The following is a 21,352-nucleotide window of genomic DNA, read 5'->3' as shown; positions in this document are numbered from 1 at the left end:
GGATTATTCCTGTGCAGCCATACTTAAACCAAAATGCTGATAAGCCCGAGGTGTTGCTATTCTACCTCGTGGTGTGCGCATAAGGAATCCTTGTTGTATTAAAAATGGCTCTAAAACATCCTCAATTGTCCCTTTTTCTTCACCAATTGCAGCAGCAATACTGTCTACCCCAACAGGACCGCCATTAAATTGCTCAATAACTGACATTAAAAGTTTTCTGTCCATCAGATCAAATCCATGCTGATCTACATCAAGCATCTCTAAAGCTCTTTGGGCAATATCTAAACTAATTATTCCCCCGCCTTTCACTTCAGCATAGTCCCGGACACGTCGTAATAAACGATTAGCAATACGAGGCGTACCTCGTGAGCGCATTGCAATTTCTCGTGCTCCTTCCTGTTCAGTCTTAACATTTAATAATTGCGCTGAACGTGACACAATTTGTGATAAGGAGTCGACGGAATAATATTCCAATCGTTGTACGATGCCAAATCGATCTCGTAATGGTGAGGTAAGTAAACCTGCGCGTGTTGTAGCACCAACCAAAGTAAAAGGAGGTAACTCTAATTTTATAGAGCGCGCGGCAGGTCCTTCACCAATCATGATATCCAGTTTATAGTCTTCCATTGCCGGATAAAGGATTTCTTCGATAACTGGGCTTAAACGATGAATCTCATCGATAAACAATACATCATTTTCTTGCAAGTTCGTTAATATTGCAGCGATATCCCCTGCCCGTTCAATAACAGGACCAGAGGTTTGGCGAAGATTTACACCCATTTCATGCGCAATAATATTAGCCAATGTTGTTTTGCCTAGTCCCGGCGGGCCAAAAATTAGTACATGATCCAGTGCGTCTCTGCGTTTTTTTGCCGCATCAATAAAAATTTGCATTTGCAAACTCACCGCCTCTTGGCCAATGTATTCACGAAGGCTTAGCGGTCTAATAGCGCGATCAATAGCTTCTTCCGAGGCAATGCTTTGGGTACTGATTAAGCGATCACTTTCCAGCATAGTTCTTATTAGGATTCAGATAAATGCAGCTATGTTAACATATGTTTTTTTAATAGCGGATGATTTATTTAGTATATCTGAGCTAGAATTTAAAAATGTTTCTAAAAACAGCTTATTCAGCTATAAAGAAACATCAACTTGTGGGCTCTCCACATTAAATGTTGATGGTGTTTCAACCGAAGTTGGCTTAAAAAATGACATAACACTAACCTCGCGCTTGCATTCATCTTTAATCGGAGCAGAAACTTCAAAATCAATATATTCGCTAAAAAGCTTATTCATCTGCTCAACAAATAATCCCGAAGCAAAAACAAGCATTGCAAAACCAACAATCGGTTGTATGGGAAAACATGAAGCAACTATCACATAAAGAGATAGATAAGCTGCCGTTGCTAAAAGGACTAAAGCAGCTAGTGATAGCCCATTAAAACCATTATTCCAAAAAATTTCATTTTCTCTTGCCGTAGCCTTTTGCTCAATGCGCTGTATTGCATCGCTTAGCGTGATTTTATTAGCTTCAACCCGATACAGAGTATCAATAAAAAACTCATACATATGAATCACACGTTCTTTTTTTTCACCTGCATTAAGCATCATACTGTGGTAATGGAGCTTAATTGCTTGTATCTGAAGGTTAAGTTTTTCGTTCAAAATCAATCCTTGAAAAAATCCATCAAGCCTCGTATTACAAGAACTTAAACGTGTTTTAAACATGTCTGGCATAATGATACCCTTTATGTCGTAATTTAGCGTGGCTTATTTTAAACCATTCCTGGTATTAAACAAAATTTTCGATTGAGGCCATTAATAATTTTCTGGCTCTAAAAATGCGGGAGCGAACAGTTCCTATGGGACAATCCATCTTTTTAGCGATATCCTCATAGGTTTGACCATCAAAAATATGCATACCATAGCATGCTCGTAATTCTTCAGAGAGCATAGATATAGCTAACTCCAGTTGTTCTCCGAACTCAATAGTTATTAATGCGTATTCTGGAGATTGATGGGTCATGGAATGAGTTTGGTTCTCTTCAAATTCAGTTTCCAAATCGCTACGAGTACTTGCCGTACGATAATGATTTTTAATAGTATTTTGCGTAATACGATAAAGCCATGTGGAAAATTGGCTTTCTTCTTTGAAATAATGGAGATAACGGAAAACCTTAAATAAAACTTCTTGTGCTAAATCATTTACATAGGTTTGGTCATTGATGTGAAAATAAATAATTTGCTGTACCTTATTATGATAGCGCGTAAACAATAGATTATATGCATCCTGATTCCCTTGCTGTGCTAAGTTTACGAGTTCTTCGTCACTATAAGAAACATTTCGATTCATTACACCCTCTTTCTTTTCATTCCATTGTGCGAAATTGGATTTTTATTTGTCCGTTATGATTTAGTATATATCATTTAGAGAAATTAGTTTGTTAAATTGTCATCTGGATGGGGCATTGCTTATAGATACAGCTATCAAGCCGCAGATTAATTTTGCGAGTGTGGCCTGGTTGCAAGCAACCAGGCTTCGCTTAATAATTTTATTGAACTAACTGGATACTATCTGTAGGCTGAACAACTATCTGATGCCCATCGTCTACCACGTCATTATCAAAAAAGCCTAACCCCTTTGATGACTTATGGGGAGAAGTAGCTTGTTCTGCTTTAACTTCAACCGCTTTTTTCTGGATAAAAGGCTGTTTCTCAACATCCGAACTGGATGGAGCTGTAAAATGCCCAATCCCCCCACCAATCACCATTCCGCCAGCACTTAAGCTAAGGCATATCACTAAAGCCCAAGGGGCAAACGCTATGCTGAGCGCTAAACCCAAGGCGCCACCTATCAATAAACCATCAAACATCCCCCAAAATACTCGCGCTGATGATTTGCTGGTATTTGATGCTTTAGGCTTGTTAATTACCTCTTCCAGCTTAAGCTTTAAGAGAGGATCGCTAAATGATTCTTTTCTAAAAGCCTTTAATTCCTGAAGCGCTTTAACAGAAGACTCTTTCTCTAACTTTGGTTTTTCTACTGGCTCAACTACATCATCAACTTGTGGTTTAACAACTACTCCCTCGTTTAAAGCAAAATGTGCCTTCGTTCTTTTAAGTAAATGCACCGTCTTTAATGATAAAGTATCAACACGTGGGGATCTGGCTAGAACATCTTCTGCCTCTTTGACCTTTTTCACATTATGTTTTCTTATTGGTGGCAAGAATTCGTATCCTCGATCAATCCATTCCTTTAACTCCAAGAACCCGTCTTGATCTCGAGCGGCTAACGTTGCCAAATCTTCCGGCGCAGCCTTTCCCATAAAAGTATGCCAGCGCTGAAAGTACTCCATTGCAACGTCATAAATCTGCTGAAACTCATTCTTCGTGTGCATTCCACTTTTATATTTCGCTTCAGCATCAAGCATTTGCAAAACCAACCCTTTGGCTTTGTTCACATGCCGTGCATAATCTAAACCACCCCAATTTATTTTGACCTTCTTCCATTCAACACCAAGAGCATGAAAAGGATCCTGCAGCTCAGCAACTTTATAGCCTGACACGTTGTTGTGTGCTGTATATTTTACGCCCTCATTACGCACAGAACTGTACAATCCCAAAGCTCGGTCACTTTTATCAATTACCCCTGGACGAATACCGGCCTGATAGAGTATTGGTTCTATCCGTTCCAAAAGCTCATTGTATTCACGCTCCTTTCCTTCAGGAATATAAACAGTGATTTGCATTCCATTAAATACACGAATGATATCACGCAATGATTGAGCTTTTTCCGCTGCCGTAAGAGAGTCAGTACTTGTATCAGCGTCCTTCATTGCAATATACATAGCTTGGGATACAACATTGCGTGTTGTTTTAAAACAGGGAACATTTTCTTCCATAAGAATAGGATAAATTAAATCCCACGCTCTACTAAGATCACTCGGATGAATACTTAAATGAATTTTCCAAGAGGAATCATTATCACGGGGCGAATCTGTCTTTGTAAAAAAAGCAAACTGATCAGAGTCCTCAATTCGATGTGGGGAAATACCTTTATTTAAATCATTCCAGTAACCAGAAACACCCCCCATATATGCTTTGTAGGAACCAACATGGAATAGTTGACTTTTTGGATAGATTTTATCTAATTGGGTATAAGACACATCGTCAAGTCCTACATGCACAACTGCCTTACCTTGTTTTGATTCAATTCCCATGGCTACATCTCTTAGGATACAAAATGAGTATATTGTACCATAAAAGGACACGAACTGTTCAATAAAAATTCATTCCCCTCTAAAGAAGTTTTAAATGTAATTGTCGAAATTGATTTTCTGAAATTTGATCCATAAAGAGAATAACATGCTTTTTTTGCGTTAAATCAGTAAATTGAATTAGTTGGAACAGAACATTATGAAGAAGGACTTGAGCATCCTGATAATCCTGTTGTTCATTGTTATTTAAAATCAAAGTCCATTTGTTAGCCCTGAATTGAATTTCTTTAATGCCATTCCTCGGCTGTTTATGTAACCAATCCAACCGGAGCATAGCCAAAATAAAGCCAGTCAGAATAAGTTTTACAGAAAAATAAAGCGCGGAGTAAAAGATCAAACCCGTGGTTAATAAACTGATTACCAAAACCAATCGGAAATAAATCTCAGATGTCCCAACTTTAATGTTGATTTCGGATAAGTGTAACAATTGCTTTTAACTCGTCATCCTCAGGATCGATTTGCCCCATTAACCATGCATAAAGCTCGGGATCAGTACAGCTCAATAGAGAATCAAACACGTTAACCTCATCCGCTGATAGCTTATCAAGACCATGTTCTAAAAAACGCTGCAGTATTAAATCCAGCTCTAGCATTCCGCGGCGACAGTGCCATGCTAATCTTGCTTTTTCACGTGCATCCAACATTGTAAATCTCTTAATGATTTAATGAACCCGCAAATGATACACTACTGTCTTTGAAATCGGAAACGCTTATCTATGATGAACACTACTTTTAGTCACTTAATTAACCATAGAACCTTAACCACTTTTGGCCCCATTGAAACAGAGCTAAAACTCCACCCTGAAAAGAATTATTTATTTGATTTATCTTATTTAGGTATGCTCGATGTTGTTGGAGACAAGGCTGGTGAATTTCTGCAAGGCCAACTCACTTGTGATGTCAATTCAATTTCGGACATACAAATGATTCAAGGAGCTCAGTGCAATCTCAAAGGCCGCATCCTTACCTTGATGGACATATTAGATTGGAAAGGAATGAAATTAATGCTTCCTAAAGACTTATTAGAAGCAACGATTAACTCCTTAAATAAGACAGCAATGCTTTCACGAGTCAGTCTTAAAGAAAACAATGAGTTAACTGTTCTTGGATTTTATTTACAAAATCCTCAAGATATAGTTCCTGAGTCTCATTTTTTTCCTAATAACCTTTATGCATTAACCATTGGTGCAGGCTATTGTTGTTTTCATTTAGGTAATAGTTTTTACATTTTTATCGGTGAACCCGCTTTTGCTGAGACAGTTTCTAAACGCTTTGCTGAACAACGGCAATTATTAGGTTCTTTAACTTGGCACAGCTTAAGGCTTGCTCAACGGCAACTTGAAATTTATCCCGAGTCGCGCGGCTTATTTTTGCCTCATCGTCTGGATTTACATCAGACACCATATCTTAGTTTTAATAAGGGCTGTTATAAAGGACAAGAAATTATTGCCCGTATGCATTACAAGTCGACCTTAAAGCATCAATTAAGTATTTATTCAATCGCAACTGATGAAGATATTTATTCTGGACAAAAGTTAGTGCATGAGGCTACTGGTTCGGAGTTAGGAGAATTAGTTGATTATTCGATATTGGGGGCAGGACGTTATTTAATTGCAGTTAGCGAGCTTAAAGGGATTGAGCCATTAGTGCTATTGGAAGGTCATAAAAACGCTGTGCAGTTAGAAGAAGTATCTTTTTAATAAAATCTGGTTGCAAGTAGCGTAGGTCGGGTTCATGGCCCGAAGTTCCTCATCGTAAAATAAATTACTCAAGAAGAAATGTCGGGCCATGGGCCCGACCTACGCGCGCTTTTTTATTATGCTATCTCTACTTCGGAATACGACTGTAATGTCGTCTGAGTCAAATCCAGCAACTCTCTTATCGCAACAAAAAACATCGTATAGTTCAACACAGTACTTGCTTTTAAGTCTGATAAAATAAAGTGCCAACGCTCAATCAACGCCGTATGAGCATCTCCCCAGGACGTCAAACGTTCTTGTAAATCGGTATTAGCGCCATCGTAGTTCAGTAAACCATCCGTTAACTGTCGCTGTTGCCAATCCAAGTCATCACGTAATGCTTCTCTAGATAAAGACTCCCAATGGTTATCCGTTGGATGCATGATGATTTGCTTTCTTATCCAAGCGAGATCCAAGAACTCCCCTATACCAAAGTAAACTTCAGCAACTTGCGATACTTTCATATCACGCTTACTCGCAATTTCAATGATATCAGTCGCAGAGAACAGCCATCGAGCTACAGTAAGCTCATGTGCTAAGCCTCCAGGAATACCTTCTTTAATTAACTCTTGATAGTGTTCTTCGTATCGACCTCTACGTTCTTCGTTAAGAATAGAAGGAATAGACATTTTCAGCTCTTTCATTCCTTGTGAATATAACTTTACGACCTCACTGATATCCATTGTTTTACGTTGTGTACGTAAGAACCAACGGGTAATACGTCTTGAAAGTCGAACATAAAACATCATCATTTCAATTTGTCGTTTCGCACTGATTTGCGTACCTAGGTCCTCGATCTGCTTCCAAATGGACTCTAAATTAAGCACTGTACGCGTAATCATATACGCTCTAACAATCGCAGAAACAGGCGCACCAGTCTCATCTTGTAATCTGTAAACGTAAGTAAAGCCCATTTCATTTACAATGATATTACTTAACTTAGTTGCAATAATTTCTCTCTTCAGCGGATGGTCTTGCATTTGCTTGCTAAACCGCTCTTGAAGTTGTTTGGGGAACGAATTAATCAGAAACTGTTCCATATAACTTTCTTCAGGAACCCCGGAAGCCAGTATCTGCTCTTTTAAAATTGACTTGCTGTAGCACATCAACACAGCAATGCCAGGACGGCCAAGACCTTGTCCCATTAACTTACGTTCTTGCAATGCTTTGTCATCAGGTAAGAACTCAAGATTACGATCTATTTTTCCAGTTCTCTCTAATTCTTTAATGTAACGACCTTGTAATTCCAACGCCTGCATTGCCTGTGAAGCAGATAAACTAATCGCACGTGTTTGCAAGAAGTTATCACGAAGCACTAATTTAGCAACATCATCCGTCATATCACTAAGCAATTCATTTCTTTGCTTAGGTGTCAAATCACCAACGGCGACAATACCGTTTAGTAAGATCTTGATATTTACTTCTTTGTCAGAACAATTTACACCGCCTGAGTTATCAATGAAGTCAGTATAAACCAGGCCACCACCTAGCGAATATTCCATACGTGCTAATTGAGTTAGGCCTAAGTTGCCACCTTCACCAATTACCTTACAACGCAATTGCTTGGCGTTAACGCGAGTCGAATCGTTAGCACGATCTCCTACATTCAAATTGGATTCAGAACTTGCTTTTACATAAGTCCCAATACCACCACTCCAAAGTAAATCAACCTTAGCTTTTAGAATCGTTTTAATTAAATCATTTGGTTCGATTTCAGCCTGTTTAATGCCAAAAAGCTCTTGCATTTCTTTACTGACTGGAATTGATTTAGCATTACGATTAAATACACCACCACCTTTGGAGATGAGTTTTTTATCATAATCAGTCCAATTAGAACGTGGCAAGTTAAACAAACGCTCTCTTTCTTTAAAACTAAGTTCCGCATTTGGATCGGGGTCAATGAAAATATGAATGTGGTTAAAGGCACCTACAAGTTTGATATGCTTCGACAACAGCATTCCATTCCCAAACACGTCTCCTGCCATATCACCAATACCGACAACGGTAAAATCATTATTTTGAATGTCTATATCTAATTCATAGAAATGACGTTTTACTGATTCCCAAGCACCTTTAGCAGTAATACCCATCTTCTTATGGTCATAACCAACAGAACCACCGGAGGCAAAAGCATCACCCAGCCAGAAACCATATTCTAAAGAAATCGCATTCGCTAAATCGGAGAATGTGGCAGTACCTTTGTCCGCAGCAACAACTAAGTACGGATCATCTTCATCATGGCACACCACATGATCAGGCTTAACCACGCTATTCTCAACATAATTATCAGTAACATCTAACAGACCACGGATAAAAATTTGGTAGCAAGCAATACCCTCAGCCATGATATCTTCGCGACTACCATTAACAGGTAAATTTTTAGGTACAAAACCACCTTTAGCGCCAGAAGGTACAATAACGGAGTTCTTTACTTGTTGTGCCTTCATCAAACCAAGAATCTCAGTACGGAAATCTTCTCGGCGATCAGACCAACGCAATCCTCCACGAGCTACTTTACCACAACGTAAATGAACCCCTTCAAGACGTGGGGAATAAACAAAGATTTCAAATAGTGGGTAAGGCTTTGGCAAACCAGGTATTGTTTTGCTGTTTAATTTGATTGAAATGTAGTCTTTAGGCTGACCTTGCTTATCAACCTGATAGAAGTTAGTACGAAGCGTAGCAGCAATCGCATGGATGTATTGGCGGATAATCTTGTCTTCATCAAGGTTCGATACTGAATCTAAATCCGCTAAAATTTCTTCAGACAGTTCGGTAAAACGCTGTTCACGAAGAGCATTTTCCTCGGCAGGGTTACTACGTATCTCAAATAATCGAACCAGTTTTTTTGCAATGCTAACGTTATTATTTAACGCCCTTTCCATATATTCCTGGCTAAAAGTGAAGCCCATTTGTTTAAAATACTTGGCATAAGTACGTAAAATTGCAACCTCACGCCAATCAAGGCCAGCAGCTAATACTAATTGGTTAAAACCATCATTTTCTGCATTACTAAACCATACTTTGGCAAAAGCATTCTGGAATAATTCTTTAATATCATCCAGCTCAATTACACTACCATCTTTATTGTATTGAATAGCAAAATCATTAACCCAAGTCACTTTGCCATCATCAAATTTTAATGCGTATGGACGCTCAGTAATTGCGCGTAAACCAAGGTTTTCTAAAATAGGCAACACATCTGATAAAGGAATAGTTGCATCATGATGATAAACTTTTAATCTAAAGTTATTTTCTGACTCATCCAATGCACGATAGAAATTAATTCCTAAAGGATTTTCTGGGGTCAGCATTTCAATATGTTTAATATCATAAACTGCCGTTCTAGCAGTAAAGTTTTCACAATATGCTGCAGGGAAAGCACTGCGATAACGTGCAAATAAACTATTTGCTTGCTCCTCACCATAAGCTTCATACAAATTATATTGCAAGTCATCGGTCCAAGAGCGTCCGGCCTCAATCAGTTTCATTTCGATTTCTTTGAAATCATAATCAGGGCAATTCTCAGGATCAATTTTGATAATGAAATGAATGCGTGCAAGAACTGACTCAGTAAACAAAGTCGTATAGTTTGTATCAACGGCATTAAAGCTCGTTTCTAGAATTCGCTTCATTGCCATTCTTAGTTCAGTATTTACACGCTCTTTAGGCACATAAACCAAACAAGAAACAAAGCGACGATATACGTCCATACGTGCAAACAAGCGAATTCGCTTTCTGTCTTGCATATAAAAGATACCCATTGCTATTTCTAACAGCTCTTCTTCAGTACCTTGAATTAAGTCATCGCGCGGCAAAGTCTCAAGAATATTTAATAAAACTTTAGCGGCGTGGCTACGTGGCTTCAATTGAGAGTTTTCCATAATCACTGCAACCTTACGGCGCAGGAAAGGAATTTGAGTAGGATTCGTATGGTATGCAGCTGAAGTATAAAGACCAATGATTCGCCGCTCGCCAATAACATTGCCCTGAGCATCAAAACGCTTAATACCAATATAATCAGTATACGCATCACGATGAACACTTGCTAAAGTATTCGTTTTAGACATAACTAAAATACGTGGTGATAAAGTAAATTCGCGAGCTTCAGGAGCCATTGCAGAGATACTGCGCGTCATTGATTTAGTCACGCTTTCTCGTAACACACCAAGACCTGTTTCAGGAATTGCTTGTAATAAGGTTTCGCTTCCTTTTTTTACTAATTCATAATCTCTTATACCTAAGAAAGTAAAATGGTGATCCTCTATCCATTGTAAGAAAGCCTTTGTTTCGGCAACTTCTCCAGCATCAAGGACTGAAGAAACTTTATCTATTTCTAAAACAGCTTCACGAACTTCAGAACGCATTTTTTCCCAGTCTTCGAAAACAACTCGATTATCTTCAAGGGCGTGCAAGCAGCGATCATGTAATTCTTGGAGGACTTTAGGATCAGTTTGACGATCAATTTCTAGGAATATTGGAGCTTCATGGATTACACCGCTCTCATCACCTGTATGATCGCGCGGTAAAATAGCGGAGATATGATTATTTTGATCACGCTTAACACGAATCCCCCCCATATGAATGCTCAAATGAGATGCTAAGCCCATGCGATGAATAACTAAGCGAATAGAATCAACTAGAAAAGGCATGTCATCACAAACAACTTCTATTACGGTATGCGTTGTTTGCCAACCATGGCGTTCAAAATCTGGGTTATAAATGCGAATTTTGGTCTCATGTGGTTTGCGTTCACTAAGAAGTGACCAAAAATTTGCTACAGCGCCATAAAGATCATCTAGTTCCCATGCGCTCAGGTCTTCCATGGCGACAGTTCCATATAATTGCTTGGCAAATTCGGCACAAAATTCAGCTTGTTCACCTGTCATAGAATTTTTAATTCTATCGACAATAGCTTCGATTAATACCCCTTTACCCTCTTCAAATTTATATGACATTGCTTACCCCGTCAGTTTTGCCTTTTAGGAACGATGTGCTCGCCCCTAGTTTACAGCAACTATTATTTTAATTATTACGAATCACTAATTCCTACGGTTTTGGTATTCACAAATTCTAAGATGCCCTCTTTCGACAATTCGCGCCCATAACCTGAATGCTTTATTCCACCAAAAGGCAATCGTGGATCTGAGACAACCATTGCATTGACAAAACAGACACCTACATCTATTTCATACGCAGCAATACGCTCACCTTTCTCCAAATCACGTGTAAATACTGCAGCGCCTAAACCATATTGACTTTGATTTGCATAAGCTATTGCTTCCTGTTCACTTTCCGTTGAAATAACAGAAATAACAGGTCCAAATAGCTCTTCATCAAAAGCCGGCATGCCTGGCGTTACATTTGTAAGTAACGTTGGCGGATAATAAAATCCTTGACCTTCGGGAATTATACCACCACACAATAATTTAGCACCCTGTTTAAGCGATTTTTCTACTTGTTTATGCACTGTAACACGCAGGTCAGCTCGAGCAAGAGGTCCAAGCTTGGTTTCCACGTCCAAAGGATCCCCCATTTTAAATAATTGCATCTGCTGACTAATCTTTTCTGTAAGTTCTTTTTCAATTGAACTTAAAACTAGAATACGCTTGGCAGCAATACATACCTGGCCTGAATTATTAAGTCGTGAGTTCACAATACAGCGCGCGGCTAAATCTAAATCAGCGTCTTCGAGTACCACATAAGGATCACTTCCCCCTAACTCTAATACAGCTTTCTTTAAAAATGCCCCCGCTTGAGCGGCAACAGCCATGCCAGCCCGCTCACTTCCTGTTAATGTAACAGCCACAACCTTGGGATGAGCAATAATCTGTGCCGCCACCTCATTATCAACAATAAGGTGTTGAAATAAATGTTCAGGAAATCCGGCGTCTTTAAATAGCTGTTCTATTTTATTCCCGGTTCCAGATGAAATGGGTGCATGTTTTAAAATAGCAGCATTACCCGCCATAATTGTCGGTGCGGCAAAGCGGAATACCTGCCAAAAAGGAAAATTCCAAGGCATAATGGCAAAAACAACTCCCAGAGGCAGATGACATACTTTTGCTTTTTTCATTTCTGTTTGAATGACTCTCGGAGCCAAGTAAGTTTCGGCATGTTCTGCATAGTGTTCACATACCCAGGCACATTTATCAATTTCTGCTTGGCCAGCAGTAATTGGTTTGCCCATTTCTGTAGCCATTAAAACCGCCAGCTCTTCTTTTTGCGCTTTGAGTATTTGCGCCAATTTCAACATCAATTTCTTTCGCTCAGTAAAAGTTGTTAACTTCCATTTACGAAAAGCCTGGTCTCCTGTGGTAACTCGCTCATGGCTCATCGACTCATCCAGACACTCATAAGATTCAATCACTTTTTCAGTTGCCGGATTTATAGTTTGAATTTTCATCAAAATCACCCTATGAAATTTTATATTTCGTTAAAGTTAACAACTTTTCTTGCGCACTACTTTTGATTATTGATACTATTTTTATATTCTATGGATGTTATACAAAAAACAACAGTAATAAATCATGATGTTAATCGCGCCGGTTATACTTCGGTCATTAATAGTAGAGCAGAAGCAAGCCTACTTAAATTAACATTCATTAACACTAGGATAATTAATGAGCTTAAGCAAACCACAGTTCCCACCAATGCAATATTTAGCAGCATGGTCGGTGCATTTATTTACTGCAAGTGCCGCTTGCATTGGCGTTTTTACTCTAGAAAAGATATATCACCACCAATACATTTTTGCACTATGGCTCATGGCAATTACAGTGTTCATTGATGCAGTCGATGGAAGCCTTGCGCGTCAAGTTAATATCAAAAATGTATTGCCCAAAATTGATGGTGCTTTACTGGATAATATCGTTGATTACGTGAACTATGTAATCACCCCCTGCTTTTTCTTGTTAGTTAAGCCAGATATGCTGCCACAAGATTACTCCGTACTAATTATCGCGGCAGTTACGATCACTTCGTCTTATCAATTTTGCCAATCAGATGCCAAAACACCGGACCACTTCTTTAAAGGGTTCCCTTGTTATTGGAATATTACGATTTTCTATATGATTCTTTTTAATACATCAGCTACAGCCAACGCGCTCATCTTGGCCATACTTTCAATTTTGATTTTTGTACCTGTAAAATATGTTTATCCTTCTAGATTGGATTATCTGACTGATTCTAGAGTATTAAAAATGTTGATGCATTGTTGCTCGATTATTTATGGGATCAGCTCTATTTGCCTACTGATTAACTATCCAAACACGAATAATGTTTGGCTTAGTCTATCAATGGCTTATGTTGCCATGTACTTGTACTTAAGTTTTTATCGGACTTATTATCCAATGATAAAAGCAAAAATTGCAGCAAGTAAGGATTAAATTTAACTAGCGTAGCCTGGTTGCTTGCAACCAGTCACTCTTACTAAGAAAACGCGCATAACGTTCCAGATTACGCTACGCTTCATCCAGGCTCCATTTAAAATTGCTTGGATGCAGCGTAGCGTAATCCTGGAGACAATGAACGAAGCGAATTCATTAAGTACTATTAGTCGCAGGCAATCTGACTACGCCAATTAACATTTGATGTATCTTGGACATATTTTTTATTTTCCAATAGACTTTGGTTTTTTTATGATTAAAATAGCACCCAAATTTGCTTATAGAGGTAATTATGTCACGGTTCAGCTGTATTAGTACGCCCATTGTTTTGTCTAGTATTTTAATGAGCAGCGCTCACGCTGTTGGCTCATTTCCTAGAGGATGTGAGGTTACTGGCTTTGGTTATAATCAAAATTTTTTAGTACTAAACGAGACTGGAAAACAAGCTTATTATCTAATCCAGAACCATTCAAATACATCAATTGAAATGGAACACCAAGCTTCTGATGAAGCATTTATGAGTCCCCCATTGCATGCAACTTTTGATCCAATGAGCTGGGGAGCTTTTGCATCAGATGTTAAAAATTTGAACTTTAAGTGTTATAAACACGAAGGTGAAGCAACCGTACTTGTCGACTGCCACACTGTTTTAGATGTATGCCAATACCCACGTGTACGTTTTGCGTTGAGTAATATGGGTAATTACTGGGTTGCATTCAATAAATCTCAAAATGCAATCATTCAAGAATCAGTTAATAAGGGTATTTATCTCAAATGGTGATTCATGACTAATATTTATGAAAATAAATATTTGCTCCTAGGCATTATCGGGGCACTTGTTGTTCTTTATGGAACAACACAGTGGCCCCCTCAACCCTATTATATAATTGGCGGCATCGCTCTGCTCGGCACGGCAATTCATTATAAACTTTTTTTTATGTTGCTCTGGAGCTTATTCTCATTGCAGGGCATTTAGCTATTGTATTCGGTAGTGGAAGATATACTCAACTTGCCCTACCAATTTTATTATGTGTGCAACTTTTAATTTTTTATTTATTCTTGGCTAAAGAAAGTAGTATCTTTTTACTATTTGGTATTTGTGGCATTGCCCTGCTTTCAGTGGGATTTGCCTATGATCAGCAATGGATATTTGGTACGGGAAGTAGCTTTATTGCAATCTACTCTTATTACAGCGGTTACAGAGGTCGACGCCCAGCATATATTTGGGCTGTATTAAATAGCATTTTTGCTTTATTGTCTGTTTATAAAATATATTTTCTCTAGTGCGCTCAATTGCTTCACTTCAAAGCCCTCCCCATCTTAATGCCAATCGATAAGAAATAAAATCAATTAATCATTGCATTAGATTATCATCTTGATTTAAAATTGCGCAAATCTAACTGAGTTCAAGCCTCTACGGCTTAATAACTTCTGGAGACAAATATGCCTTTAGTCAGCCCTGACACGGTGGATCAATATGCTAATGACTATAAAAACAACGAGGTTACTGCAGCGCTTATGTGTAAGCTTGAGCCGGCAATTTCACCAAAGACTCGTTGTTATTTGGATCCAGATATTATAGATACCGCTCTTTTTGATCAAAAACTTTACCAAAATGCTTGTATTTATGTAACCTATGAACATGAGGAAAAAAATTTTCTCTTAGTGACACTTAATAAGCCAAGAGGAATAAAGGATAGTGCTGCAGATAAGCACGTATTAACTCCGGGAGGACGTAGGGATAAAGATCATGGTCTAGTTTATACTGCTTTAAAAGAAATGGAAGAAGAAAGCCATTTGATGGTAGATGTTATTGCAGAGCATGTTCCCCAAGCTATGTTTCGCCACCTGCAAACGAATCTAATTTATGGCAAGCGAGGCACTTTGAATTTCCAACAACAATTGCATTGTTATCATCTCGACCTGGGGTCGTTGGATGCAGAACAAATTAAAAATATAACTCAAGACATTAAAGGTGATTCTGATGTGGGTATCGCCGAATTTGTTGATGTCACAGGCTTACAAACAACAGAAGCACATCAACCCTTTAATGTAACTACAATGCAAAAACCACTTTTAGATGGCGTTGCTCAAATTGCAAGAGGGTTACGAGTTAAAACAAAGGCGGTTCCTTTTTCAGAAATTTTGAGCCAATTATCAGAACAAGAAAAAGACACCAAAGTAACTACTTTATTGAGATTTCTGAAAGAATGTCCCCAAGAAGACATCACCAAGAAACAGCAATTAAGTCGTATGCTCTTGCTGTCAGTAAAATTAGAAAACCTTATAACTTTAGCTGGCGAGGAATATCACTCAGAAGTAGTTGAATTAATAAAGAATTACGCTCATTGTAGTCCTGAGGATTTTAAAGAATTTGATAAATATTATCGAGCCTCTCAATCCTTTACTACCTTTTCAACATCTAAAACACAGCAAATACGAAAATCCTTATCAGACTCAACTATTTCTGACCAAAGAAGATTCGAATTAGCACAATCCTATGTATTAGATGAGCCTAATAAACATTATTCAATGTTTATTAGGAAGCATCTCATTGCCTCTATTTCTATTCCAGAAAAAACCCTGCAGATGGCAATACCCCAGTGATATTAGCTATTCGCCTACTGATAATCAAAATGTTACAGAGGATGATTTGCTAAACTATCATCCTCTGTAACATGATGTAATTATCACATCACGAAAACTTGAACAAAGACCGAAGTGAATTATTATTGAATTTTTTTGCATTAATTAGCCACATGTAAAGTGATTTTGAGGTGTGCACGTGTTTGACAGAAGTATTAGAAGTTCATGGATTAATTTGGAAGAACAAGTCCAAAATAAATTAATAAAACAAGCAAAATGCGTACTCAGTAAATGGTTAGGTACACAAGACTTCGAATTAGATGCAACTCTACCCGCATTTATTCATATTCAATTTGCGCAGACACCAACGCAAGATGAGTTAGCGGCTTATACAAATGTGCTGAATAATGCAGGTATCAAAGCAACCCCTAGGTTTGGTAAAAAAATTCACCTAATCGATGCTAATTTACATTTATTAGCCAGCTATCATCCAGAATGCTGGGATGGTACTGATGTTAAGATGGCTCAGTTCTGGACTAACCAAAATCCTAACTGGATTTATGATAAAGATAAAAAAGGTCAATCCCCGTTATCCAAAGCTATAGTCCGAAGTTCGTGCGATGCAGTCCTGTTTCTACTTAATAATAATGCATTAATTACCGAATCCGTGCTTAAAACGGCTCTAAGTGTTTATACTTATACTGCTCGTCAACATGCTCTTGAAGTTTTAAATATATTAAAACAACACAGTGTTTGTAATGGCCTACAAACTCAAATAAGCGCGCTAGAGAACGATGAAAAAAAATATTTATTAGATATTGCTAAGCATTTTGTAAACAAGGCAAGGGCATTAATCCCCTTCTCAGTCAATCGTCCAGGTGGGAATACTTATAAAAAAATAATATTGTTATTGCTTGCTCGCTGCAGTGGCAACACTTTTACTAAACAACTTGCTGCATTAAATCTTGATCCCAATATAGATATTCCTATTACTCAACCCTTTACGATTCAAAAATCTAATGGTGAAATGTCTGTCTATACCCTACAAAGTATTCTGGATGAGCTTAAAGGGCAACTAACTCCTCGCGATAAAAAAATCTACCATAAAGATGGTAAACTCATATCAAAAATGGAGCTTATTGAAAACATAGCCAAAAATGCGGTTAAACACGGTGTGGGTAATTGTATGGAGTACGTTGTCTTGGTTTTTATGTTTCTTGCCGAATATCAACCCATATTCCCCATACGGTACGAAGCACTAGGCATGATGGGAAAAGATAAAGGAGACCACAGCTTTATTGTTCTTAATCGGTTAGTAAAATCGACCCCCACAGATCTCAAAACATGGGGCAAACAGGCAACTATCTGTGATCCCTGGTTGAATGAAGCAGTAAATGTGGATGAACAATTGCAATTGCAACCTGATAATCAAGCAGCAATTATTAAACATTGTTTAAAGTATCAAGATCATATTATAACCGTCCTAAGTCCTCAGGATGCAGGAAAGGGGCATTCTAAGCGTTGGAACGGTAAATACGGAAGCCATCCACAAATGCTGTTTTCTCACAGAGAACCTTATAATAAGGAAGAAAACGTAACATCGCCAAGTTCTGAATTGCATTCTTCTAATGGAGGATAATGATTTGCGGGATTGATCGCTGAGTGTAGGCTGGGCTGTGAAACCCAGCTTCCAGTGTAGCGCAAGTCCTATTTGCTGGGCTTTACAGCCCAGCCTACATATTACGCGACAAATGTACTACTATTTGAAATTAGCTTATTTTGCTGGAGAAATTTCAACTTGTAGATTAGCAATAACATCACTGTGAACATGAACTTCAACAACGAAATTACCGATTGAATGTAAAGGACCTTCTGGCATAACGATTTCACGCTTGCTTACTTCAATGCCTTTTGCAACTAAAGCGTCTTTGATTTCGTTAACGCCAACAGAACCGTAAAGCTTTCCTTCGTCACTAGCCATTGCATTAATAGCTAAAACAACATCATTTAACTTAGCGGCACGTTGTTCAGCAGCAGAGAAAGACTGTTGCGCTTTTTTCTCAAGCTCAGAACGACGTTGTTCAAACATCTCTACATTTGTAGGTGTAGCAAATACAGCTTTGTTTTGTGGAATTAAGTAGTTACGGCCATAACCAGATTTTACGTGAACTTTATCACCTAGGTTACCTAAATTTCTCACTTTTTCTAATAAGATAACTTCCATCTTAATAACCCTCAAATTGATTCGTTTACCCGTTCAGGGAGATACGATCTAAAATTAAATATACTATCTAATGAACCAAAAACGATGTAGGCAAATAGTGCAAAAGTAGGCTTTAACAGTATTATTAACATTAATAATAGAAACACCTTAACTTGACTTTTGCGAGCCAAAATAAAATAAGCTAAACCAAATCCAGAGGCCAAGAAATAACTCAGCACAATTGGTAGGACATTAATTGCTAAAGGAATTTCATGATAAGTACCCAAAGATACAGATAAGAGTATTAACAATGAAAACCTACCGCTACGGAACATTAACAACTCATTTTTAAACCCGCCGGGTAAAAACAATTTGGCTTGAATTGATCGAGCAAACATTAAAGAAACTACCGCAGAAACAATAGCACTTAATATCTGAAGACCGAAAAATAACTGTGCCAAACTGAGCGTGCTTATGCTATCCATACCGGTTTCAACTAACTCCTGGTATTGCATCAGTAACGCTTTAAGCTGATTGAACTGTATTACAATAAACTCAGGTGCGAGCAATTGAAGAAGCAAACATCCAAGAACTGCTTGAATAAAAAACACACCAAAAACCGCCTGCCATTTTTGTGTGCTGCGCAATGTAATCGCTGCAAAATAACAAGGCAAATAGGCAATTAGCGTATTAATTAATGCGCCAGATATTGGTACTAACATCATCAATGGAACAGAATGAATTACCAGCGCTGGTAACAAAACATCAAAGCCGGATCGAACCCCTTTTCTTAATGTTACCAAGCATACAAGGGCAACTGATAACCAAGTGGCAAAAGGTATAATCGAAAGTAACGCAGCATACATAATTGCTTGCTGCTTATTTTCAAGTAATGCTTTACACTGCTTTGTTATAAAGTCGCCCATGTGCATCATTCACTAACCGTGGCTATCGCAGTAAGGTAATAAACCAATAAATCTGGCGTGCTTAATTGCTTTAGCTAATTGTCTTTGAAAACGGGTTTGAGTACCAGTAATACGGCTCGGTACGATTTTTCCAGTTTCAGAAATATAGTTCTTTAATAAATTGATGTCTTTATAATCAATCTCGTTGCCGCCTTCAGCGCTGAAACGACACATTTTTTTTCTACGAAAATAAGCTGACATATCTAATGACTCCTCTTAAGCAGTTCTAACTTCTTTTTCTTTCTTCATTAAAACAGACTCTGTAGTAATCGCTTGTTTTTGAAGAGTAATTAAGTTTCTTAAAATTGCATCGTTATATTTGAATGCATTTTTAATTTCTTCCAGTGCTTCAAGTGAGCATTCGATGTTCATCAGAATGTAATGAGCTTTATGCACATCATTGATTGGATATGCTAATTGACGACGACCTAAGTCTTCTTTTCGGTGAATTTTACCTTCATGCTTACTAATGATCCCTTCATAGCGCTCAACCATTGCTGGTACTTGTTCGCTTTGATCCGGGTGCACAAGAAACATAATTTCATAATGTCTCATGATTTCTCCTTATGTATTAATAGCCTTCTGCTGACATATAGCAGTAAGGCAAGGTTTTAAAAAAGCTGCCAATTGTAACGCTTTTAATCGTTAATGACAATGATCATGCACAATTTTATACATTCCATTGAAAGGAAGAGCACAACCCAATTTTTTTTATCATTTTCAACCAAATATATAGTGACAAGCATCTACAAATTAGGTTAACTTTCTATTCGATATCGTTGATTTACAACGAGCTTGGACATAATGATGAGGTTTTTAATGGATATTGTTTCTCTTCACTTTGAAGAACCCTTAATGATTAGTATTAATGATACAATTGTTAAGATCTTGGCATTTAAAACCCAAGAACATGGAAATATTAAATTTGGCGTTGAAGCACCTCGTTCGGTTAATGTGCACCGAGAAGAAATTTTCCATGCAATCAAACAAAAACAGCTGTTAGAAACGACTGAATAATCCTTAGAATGCGTCAGGTATCTTCTCGATGTATTAGTTCACTAGCTGGATTTATTCTTTTTTTTTCATTTATAGCTCTTTTTATCAATTATTTTATTTATCAGTTTCCGGGAAATAACTATTTTCCGGATAACGTGGTTCCCTTTGGTATATTCTTAGTCCTTCTCAATCTTGGACTTCATTTGAGCTTTGCAAAGGACAGCAAAGCCTGCCAGATAGGAAATGAATTAATCTATTTTTTTGTGGTTATGGCAATTATTGCAATGGCGACGAATGCTGTTCAATTAACACCATTCCCGATAATTGATCAATATATCGTAACACTGGAAGCCCGGGTGGGAATTGATACATCCTCTATCGTGAGCTGGACTAATGCTCATCCGCAGTTCAAAGCGTTACTTAGCACGATTTACGACAGTTTAGCCTATCAAATGAGTATTATTCCTTTACTTGTATTATTTTCCTGTCGCTTTCATTTATTGCGTGAATACTATTTTTTGTTGCTGTGCACAGTGCTTTTAGGGTTTGCATTTTATTACTTCTTCCCTACTGCGGCACCTGCAAGTATATTTAACCATGCTTTGTTTGACTCGAGCCAAATTGCTACCGGATTAAAATTTTCCGAACTTCATCATCATATTGTGCCAACTACAAATGAGGGTGGCTTAATAGCATTACCATCATTTCATGCCATTTGGGCAATTTTATGTGTTAACTTACTTAGAGAGTGGCCCATAGCCTGTATTGTGTTGGCGGTTATTAATGTAATGCTTATCGCTTCTTGTGTTTTATTAGGCTGGCATTATAGTACGGATATTCTTGGAAGTTTGATTGTACTTTTTATTAGTTATTTTGCTTTAAAATACTGCTCACATAAATAAGTGTAGCCTGGTTACTCGTAACCCAGTTTCCTCTGCGCGATAAAAATAAAACCTTGGTTGCAAGCAGCCGTATCTTATCCATATCTCAGCAAGCCCCTCAGTTCGCCATTAAGTTAAGGAATATCTTTATACGTTGTAGATTGGGCCCATGGCGCGGCCATAGCTAGCCTCATTGCCTGGATTACGGGGGCTTCGGTGGAGGAATTAAAATTACATTATGATTTTCAAGCAAACTCTTATAAACATCGGAGGGTCTTGTCTTTCTTTTATCTAGGGTGCCAGCTGACTAGGAAAAA

19 protein-coding genes are annotated in these 21,352 nt (G+C 38.0%); 7 read left to right on the top strand and 12 right to left on the bottom strand.

The window, feature by feature from the left end; all coding sequences use genetic code 11:
- Positions 1-3: 3 nt before the first annotated feature.
- The 6 genes from ruvB to J2N86_RS07740 all read right to left on the bottom strand — a co-directional run bounded on the left by ruvB (position 4) and on the right by J2N86_RS07740 (position 4,918).
- Positions 4-1,014: a Holliday junction branch migration DNA helicase RuvB gene (ruvB, locus tag J2N86_RS07765; protein ID WP_252578781.1), complete on the bottom strand. Its 1,011-nt coding sequence runs from the start codon at positions 1,012-1,014 to the stop codon at positions 4-6.
- A 120-nt stretch (positions 1,015-1,134) separates the two neighbouring features.
- Positions 1,135-1,665, bottom strand: a complete 531-nt coding sequence (locus J2N86_RS07760) for a DUF5638 domain-containing protein (protein WP_252578779.1) — start codon at positions 1,663-1,665, stop codon at positions 1,135-1,137.
- A gap of 127 nt (positions 1,666-1,792) precedes the next feature.
- Positions 1,793-2,353, bottom strand: coding sequence for a sigma-70 family RNA polymerase sigma factor (locus tag J2N86_RS07755; protein ID WP_252578777.1), 561 nt, complete (start codon positions 2,351-2,353; stop codon positions 1,793-1,795).
- Between the two features lie 199 nt (positions 2,354-2,552).
- Positions 2,553-4,220: a hypothetical protein gene (locus tag J2N86_RS07750; RefSeq protein ID WP_252578775.1), complete on the bottom strand. Its 1,668-nt coding sequence runs from the start codon at positions 4,218-4,220 to the stop codon at positions 2,553-2,555.
- A 79-nt stretch (positions 4,221-4,299) separates the two neighbouring features.
- A complete protein-coding gene (locus J2N86_RS16170) occupies positions 4,300-4,614 on the bottom strand; it encodes a hypothetical protein (protein WP_407658988.1) in 315 nt (104 codons plus the stop codon).
- 61 nt (positions 4,615-4,675) lie between these two features.
- The gene (locus tag J2N86_RS07740; protein ID WP_252582416.1) at positions 4,676-4,918 is read right to left on the bottom strand and encodes an FAD assembly factor SdhE; all 243 of its coding nucleotides are present in this window, start codon (positions 4,916-4,918) and stop codon (positions 4,676-4,678) included.
- A 78-nt stretch (positions 4,919-4,996) separates the two neighbouring features.
- On the opposite strand from J2N86_RS07740, the gene ygfZ reads away from it, so the two are divergent.
- The gene (gene ygfZ, locus J2N86_RS07735; protein ID WP_252582415.1) at positions 4,997-5,977 is read left to right on the top strand and encodes a CAF17-like 4Fe-4S cluster assembly/insertion protein YgfZ; all 981 of its coding nucleotides are present in this window, start codon (positions 4,997-4,999) and stop codon (positions 5,975-5,977) included.
- A 116-nt stretch (positions 5,978-6,093) separates the two neighbouring features.
- On the opposite strand, the gene J2N86_RS07730 is transcribed toward ygfZ, so the two are convergent.
- Both J2N86_RS07730 and J2N86_RS07725 read right to left on the bottom strand, forming a co-directional pair.
- Positions 6,094-10,974: an NAD-glutamate dehydrogenase gene (locus tag J2N86_RS07730; protein WP_252578772.1), complete on the bottom strand. Its 4,881-nt coding sequence runs from the start codon at positions 10,972-10,974 to the stop codon at positions 6,094-6,096.
- 74 nt (positions 10,975-11,048) lie between these two features.
- Positions 11,049-12,422 (bottom strand): NAD-dependent succinate-semialdehyde dehydrogenase, encoded by a 1,374-nt coding sequence (locus J2N86_RS07725; protein WP_252578771.1) that lies wholly within the window; start codon positions 12,420-12,422, stop codon positions 11,049-11,051.
- 217 nt (positions 12,423-12,639) lie between these two features.
- Between J2N86_RS07725 and pcsA the strand changes: the two genes are divergently transcribed.
- From pcsA to J2N86_RS07705, 4 genes are all read left to right on the top strand, one after another.
- Positions 12,640-13,404 (top strand): phosphatidylcholine synthase, encoded by a 765-nt coding sequence (pcsA, locus tag J2N86_RS07720; RefSeq protein ID WP_252578769.1) that lies wholly within the window; start codon positions 12,640-12,642, stop codon positions 13,402-13,404.
- A gap of 292 nt (positions 13,405-13,696) precedes the next feature.
- On the top strand, positions 13,697-14,185 hold the full coding sequence (locus tag J2N86_RS07715; RefSeq protein ID WP_252578768.1) for an enhanced entry protein EnhB: 489 nt from the start codon (positions 13,697-13,699) through the stop codon (positions 14,183-14,185).
- A 662-nt stretch (positions 14,186-14,847) separates the two neighbouring features.
- Positions 14,848-16,011 carry a hypothetical protein gene (locus tag J2N86_RS07710; protein WP_252578766.1) on the top strand — a complete coding sequence of 388 codons (1,164 nt, stop codon included), beginning with the start codon at positions 14,848-14,850 and terminating at the stop codon, positions 16,009-16,011.
- A 178-nt stretch (positions 16,012-16,189) separates the two neighbouring features.
- Complete coding sequence (locus J2N86_RS07705) at positions 16,190-17,629, top strand: hypothetical protein (RefSeq protein ID WP_252578765.1); 1,440 nt, start codon at positions 16,190-16,192, stop codon at positions 17,627-17,629.
- 135 nt (positions 17,630-17,764) lie between these two features.
- Here the strand turns inward: J2N86_RS07705 and rplI are convergent, their stop codons facing one another.
- Genes rplI through rpsF form a run of 4 tightly spaced genes read right to left on the bottom strand, consistent with a single transcriptional unit; the run spans position 17,765 to position 19,713 of the window.
- Positions 17,765-18,214, bottom strand: a complete 450-nt coding sequence (gene rplI, locus J2N86_RS07700) for a 50S ribosomal protein L9 (protein WP_252578764.1) — start codon at positions 18,212-18,214, stop codon at positions 17,765-17,767.
- An 11-nt stretch (positions 18,215-18,225) separates the two neighbouring features.
- Positions 18,226-19,128: a hypothetical protein gene (locus J2N86_RS07695; RefSeq protein ID WP_252578762.1), complete on the bottom strand. Its 903-nt coding sequence runs from the start codon at positions 19,126-19,128 to the stop codon at positions 18,226-18,228.
- A 3-nt stretch (positions 19,129-19,131) separates the two neighbouring features.
- On the bottom strand, positions 19,132-19,359 hold the full coding sequence (rpsR, locus tag J2N86_RS07690) for a 30S ribosomal protein S18 (protein ID WP_006871756.1): 228 nt from the start codon (positions 19,357-19,359) through the stop codon (positions 19,132-19,134).
- Between the two features lie 15 nt (positions 19,360-19,374).
- The gene (gene rpsF / locus J2N86_RS07685; RefSeq protein ID WP_252578760.1) at positions 19,375-19,713 is read right to left on the bottom strand and encodes a 30S ribosomal protein S6; all 339 of its coding nucleotides are present in this window, start codon (positions 19,711-19,713) and stop codon (positions 19,375-19,377) included.
- A gap of 264 nt (positions 19,714-19,977) precedes the next feature.
- On the opposite strand from rpsF, the gene J2N86_RS07680 reads away from it, so the two are divergent.
- Both J2N86_RS07680 and J2N86_RS07675 read left to right on the top strand, forming a co-directional pair.
- On the top strand, positions 19,978-20,175 hold the full coding sequence (locus J2N86_RS07680) for a carbon storage regulator (RefSeq protein ID WP_058534980.1): 198 nt from the start codon (positions 19,978-19,980) through the stop codon (positions 20,173-20,175).
- A gap of 8 nt (positions 20,176-20,183) precedes the next feature.
- The gene (locus J2N86_RS07675) at positions 20,184-21,056 is read left to right on the top strand and encodes a phosphatase PAP2 family protein (protein ID WP_252578758.1); all 873 of its coding nucleotides are present in this window, start codon (positions 20,184-20,186) and stop codon (positions 21,054-21,056) included.
- Positions 21,057-21,352 lie beyond the last annotated feature (296 nt).

The organism is Legionella lytica (genome assembly GCF_023921225.1).
GTDB classification, from domain to species: domain Bacteria; phylum Pseudomonadota; class Gammaproteobacteria; order Legionellales; family Legionellaceae; genus Legionella; species Legionella lytica.
This window is presented reverse-complemented; position numbering and strand designations above follow the sequence as displayed.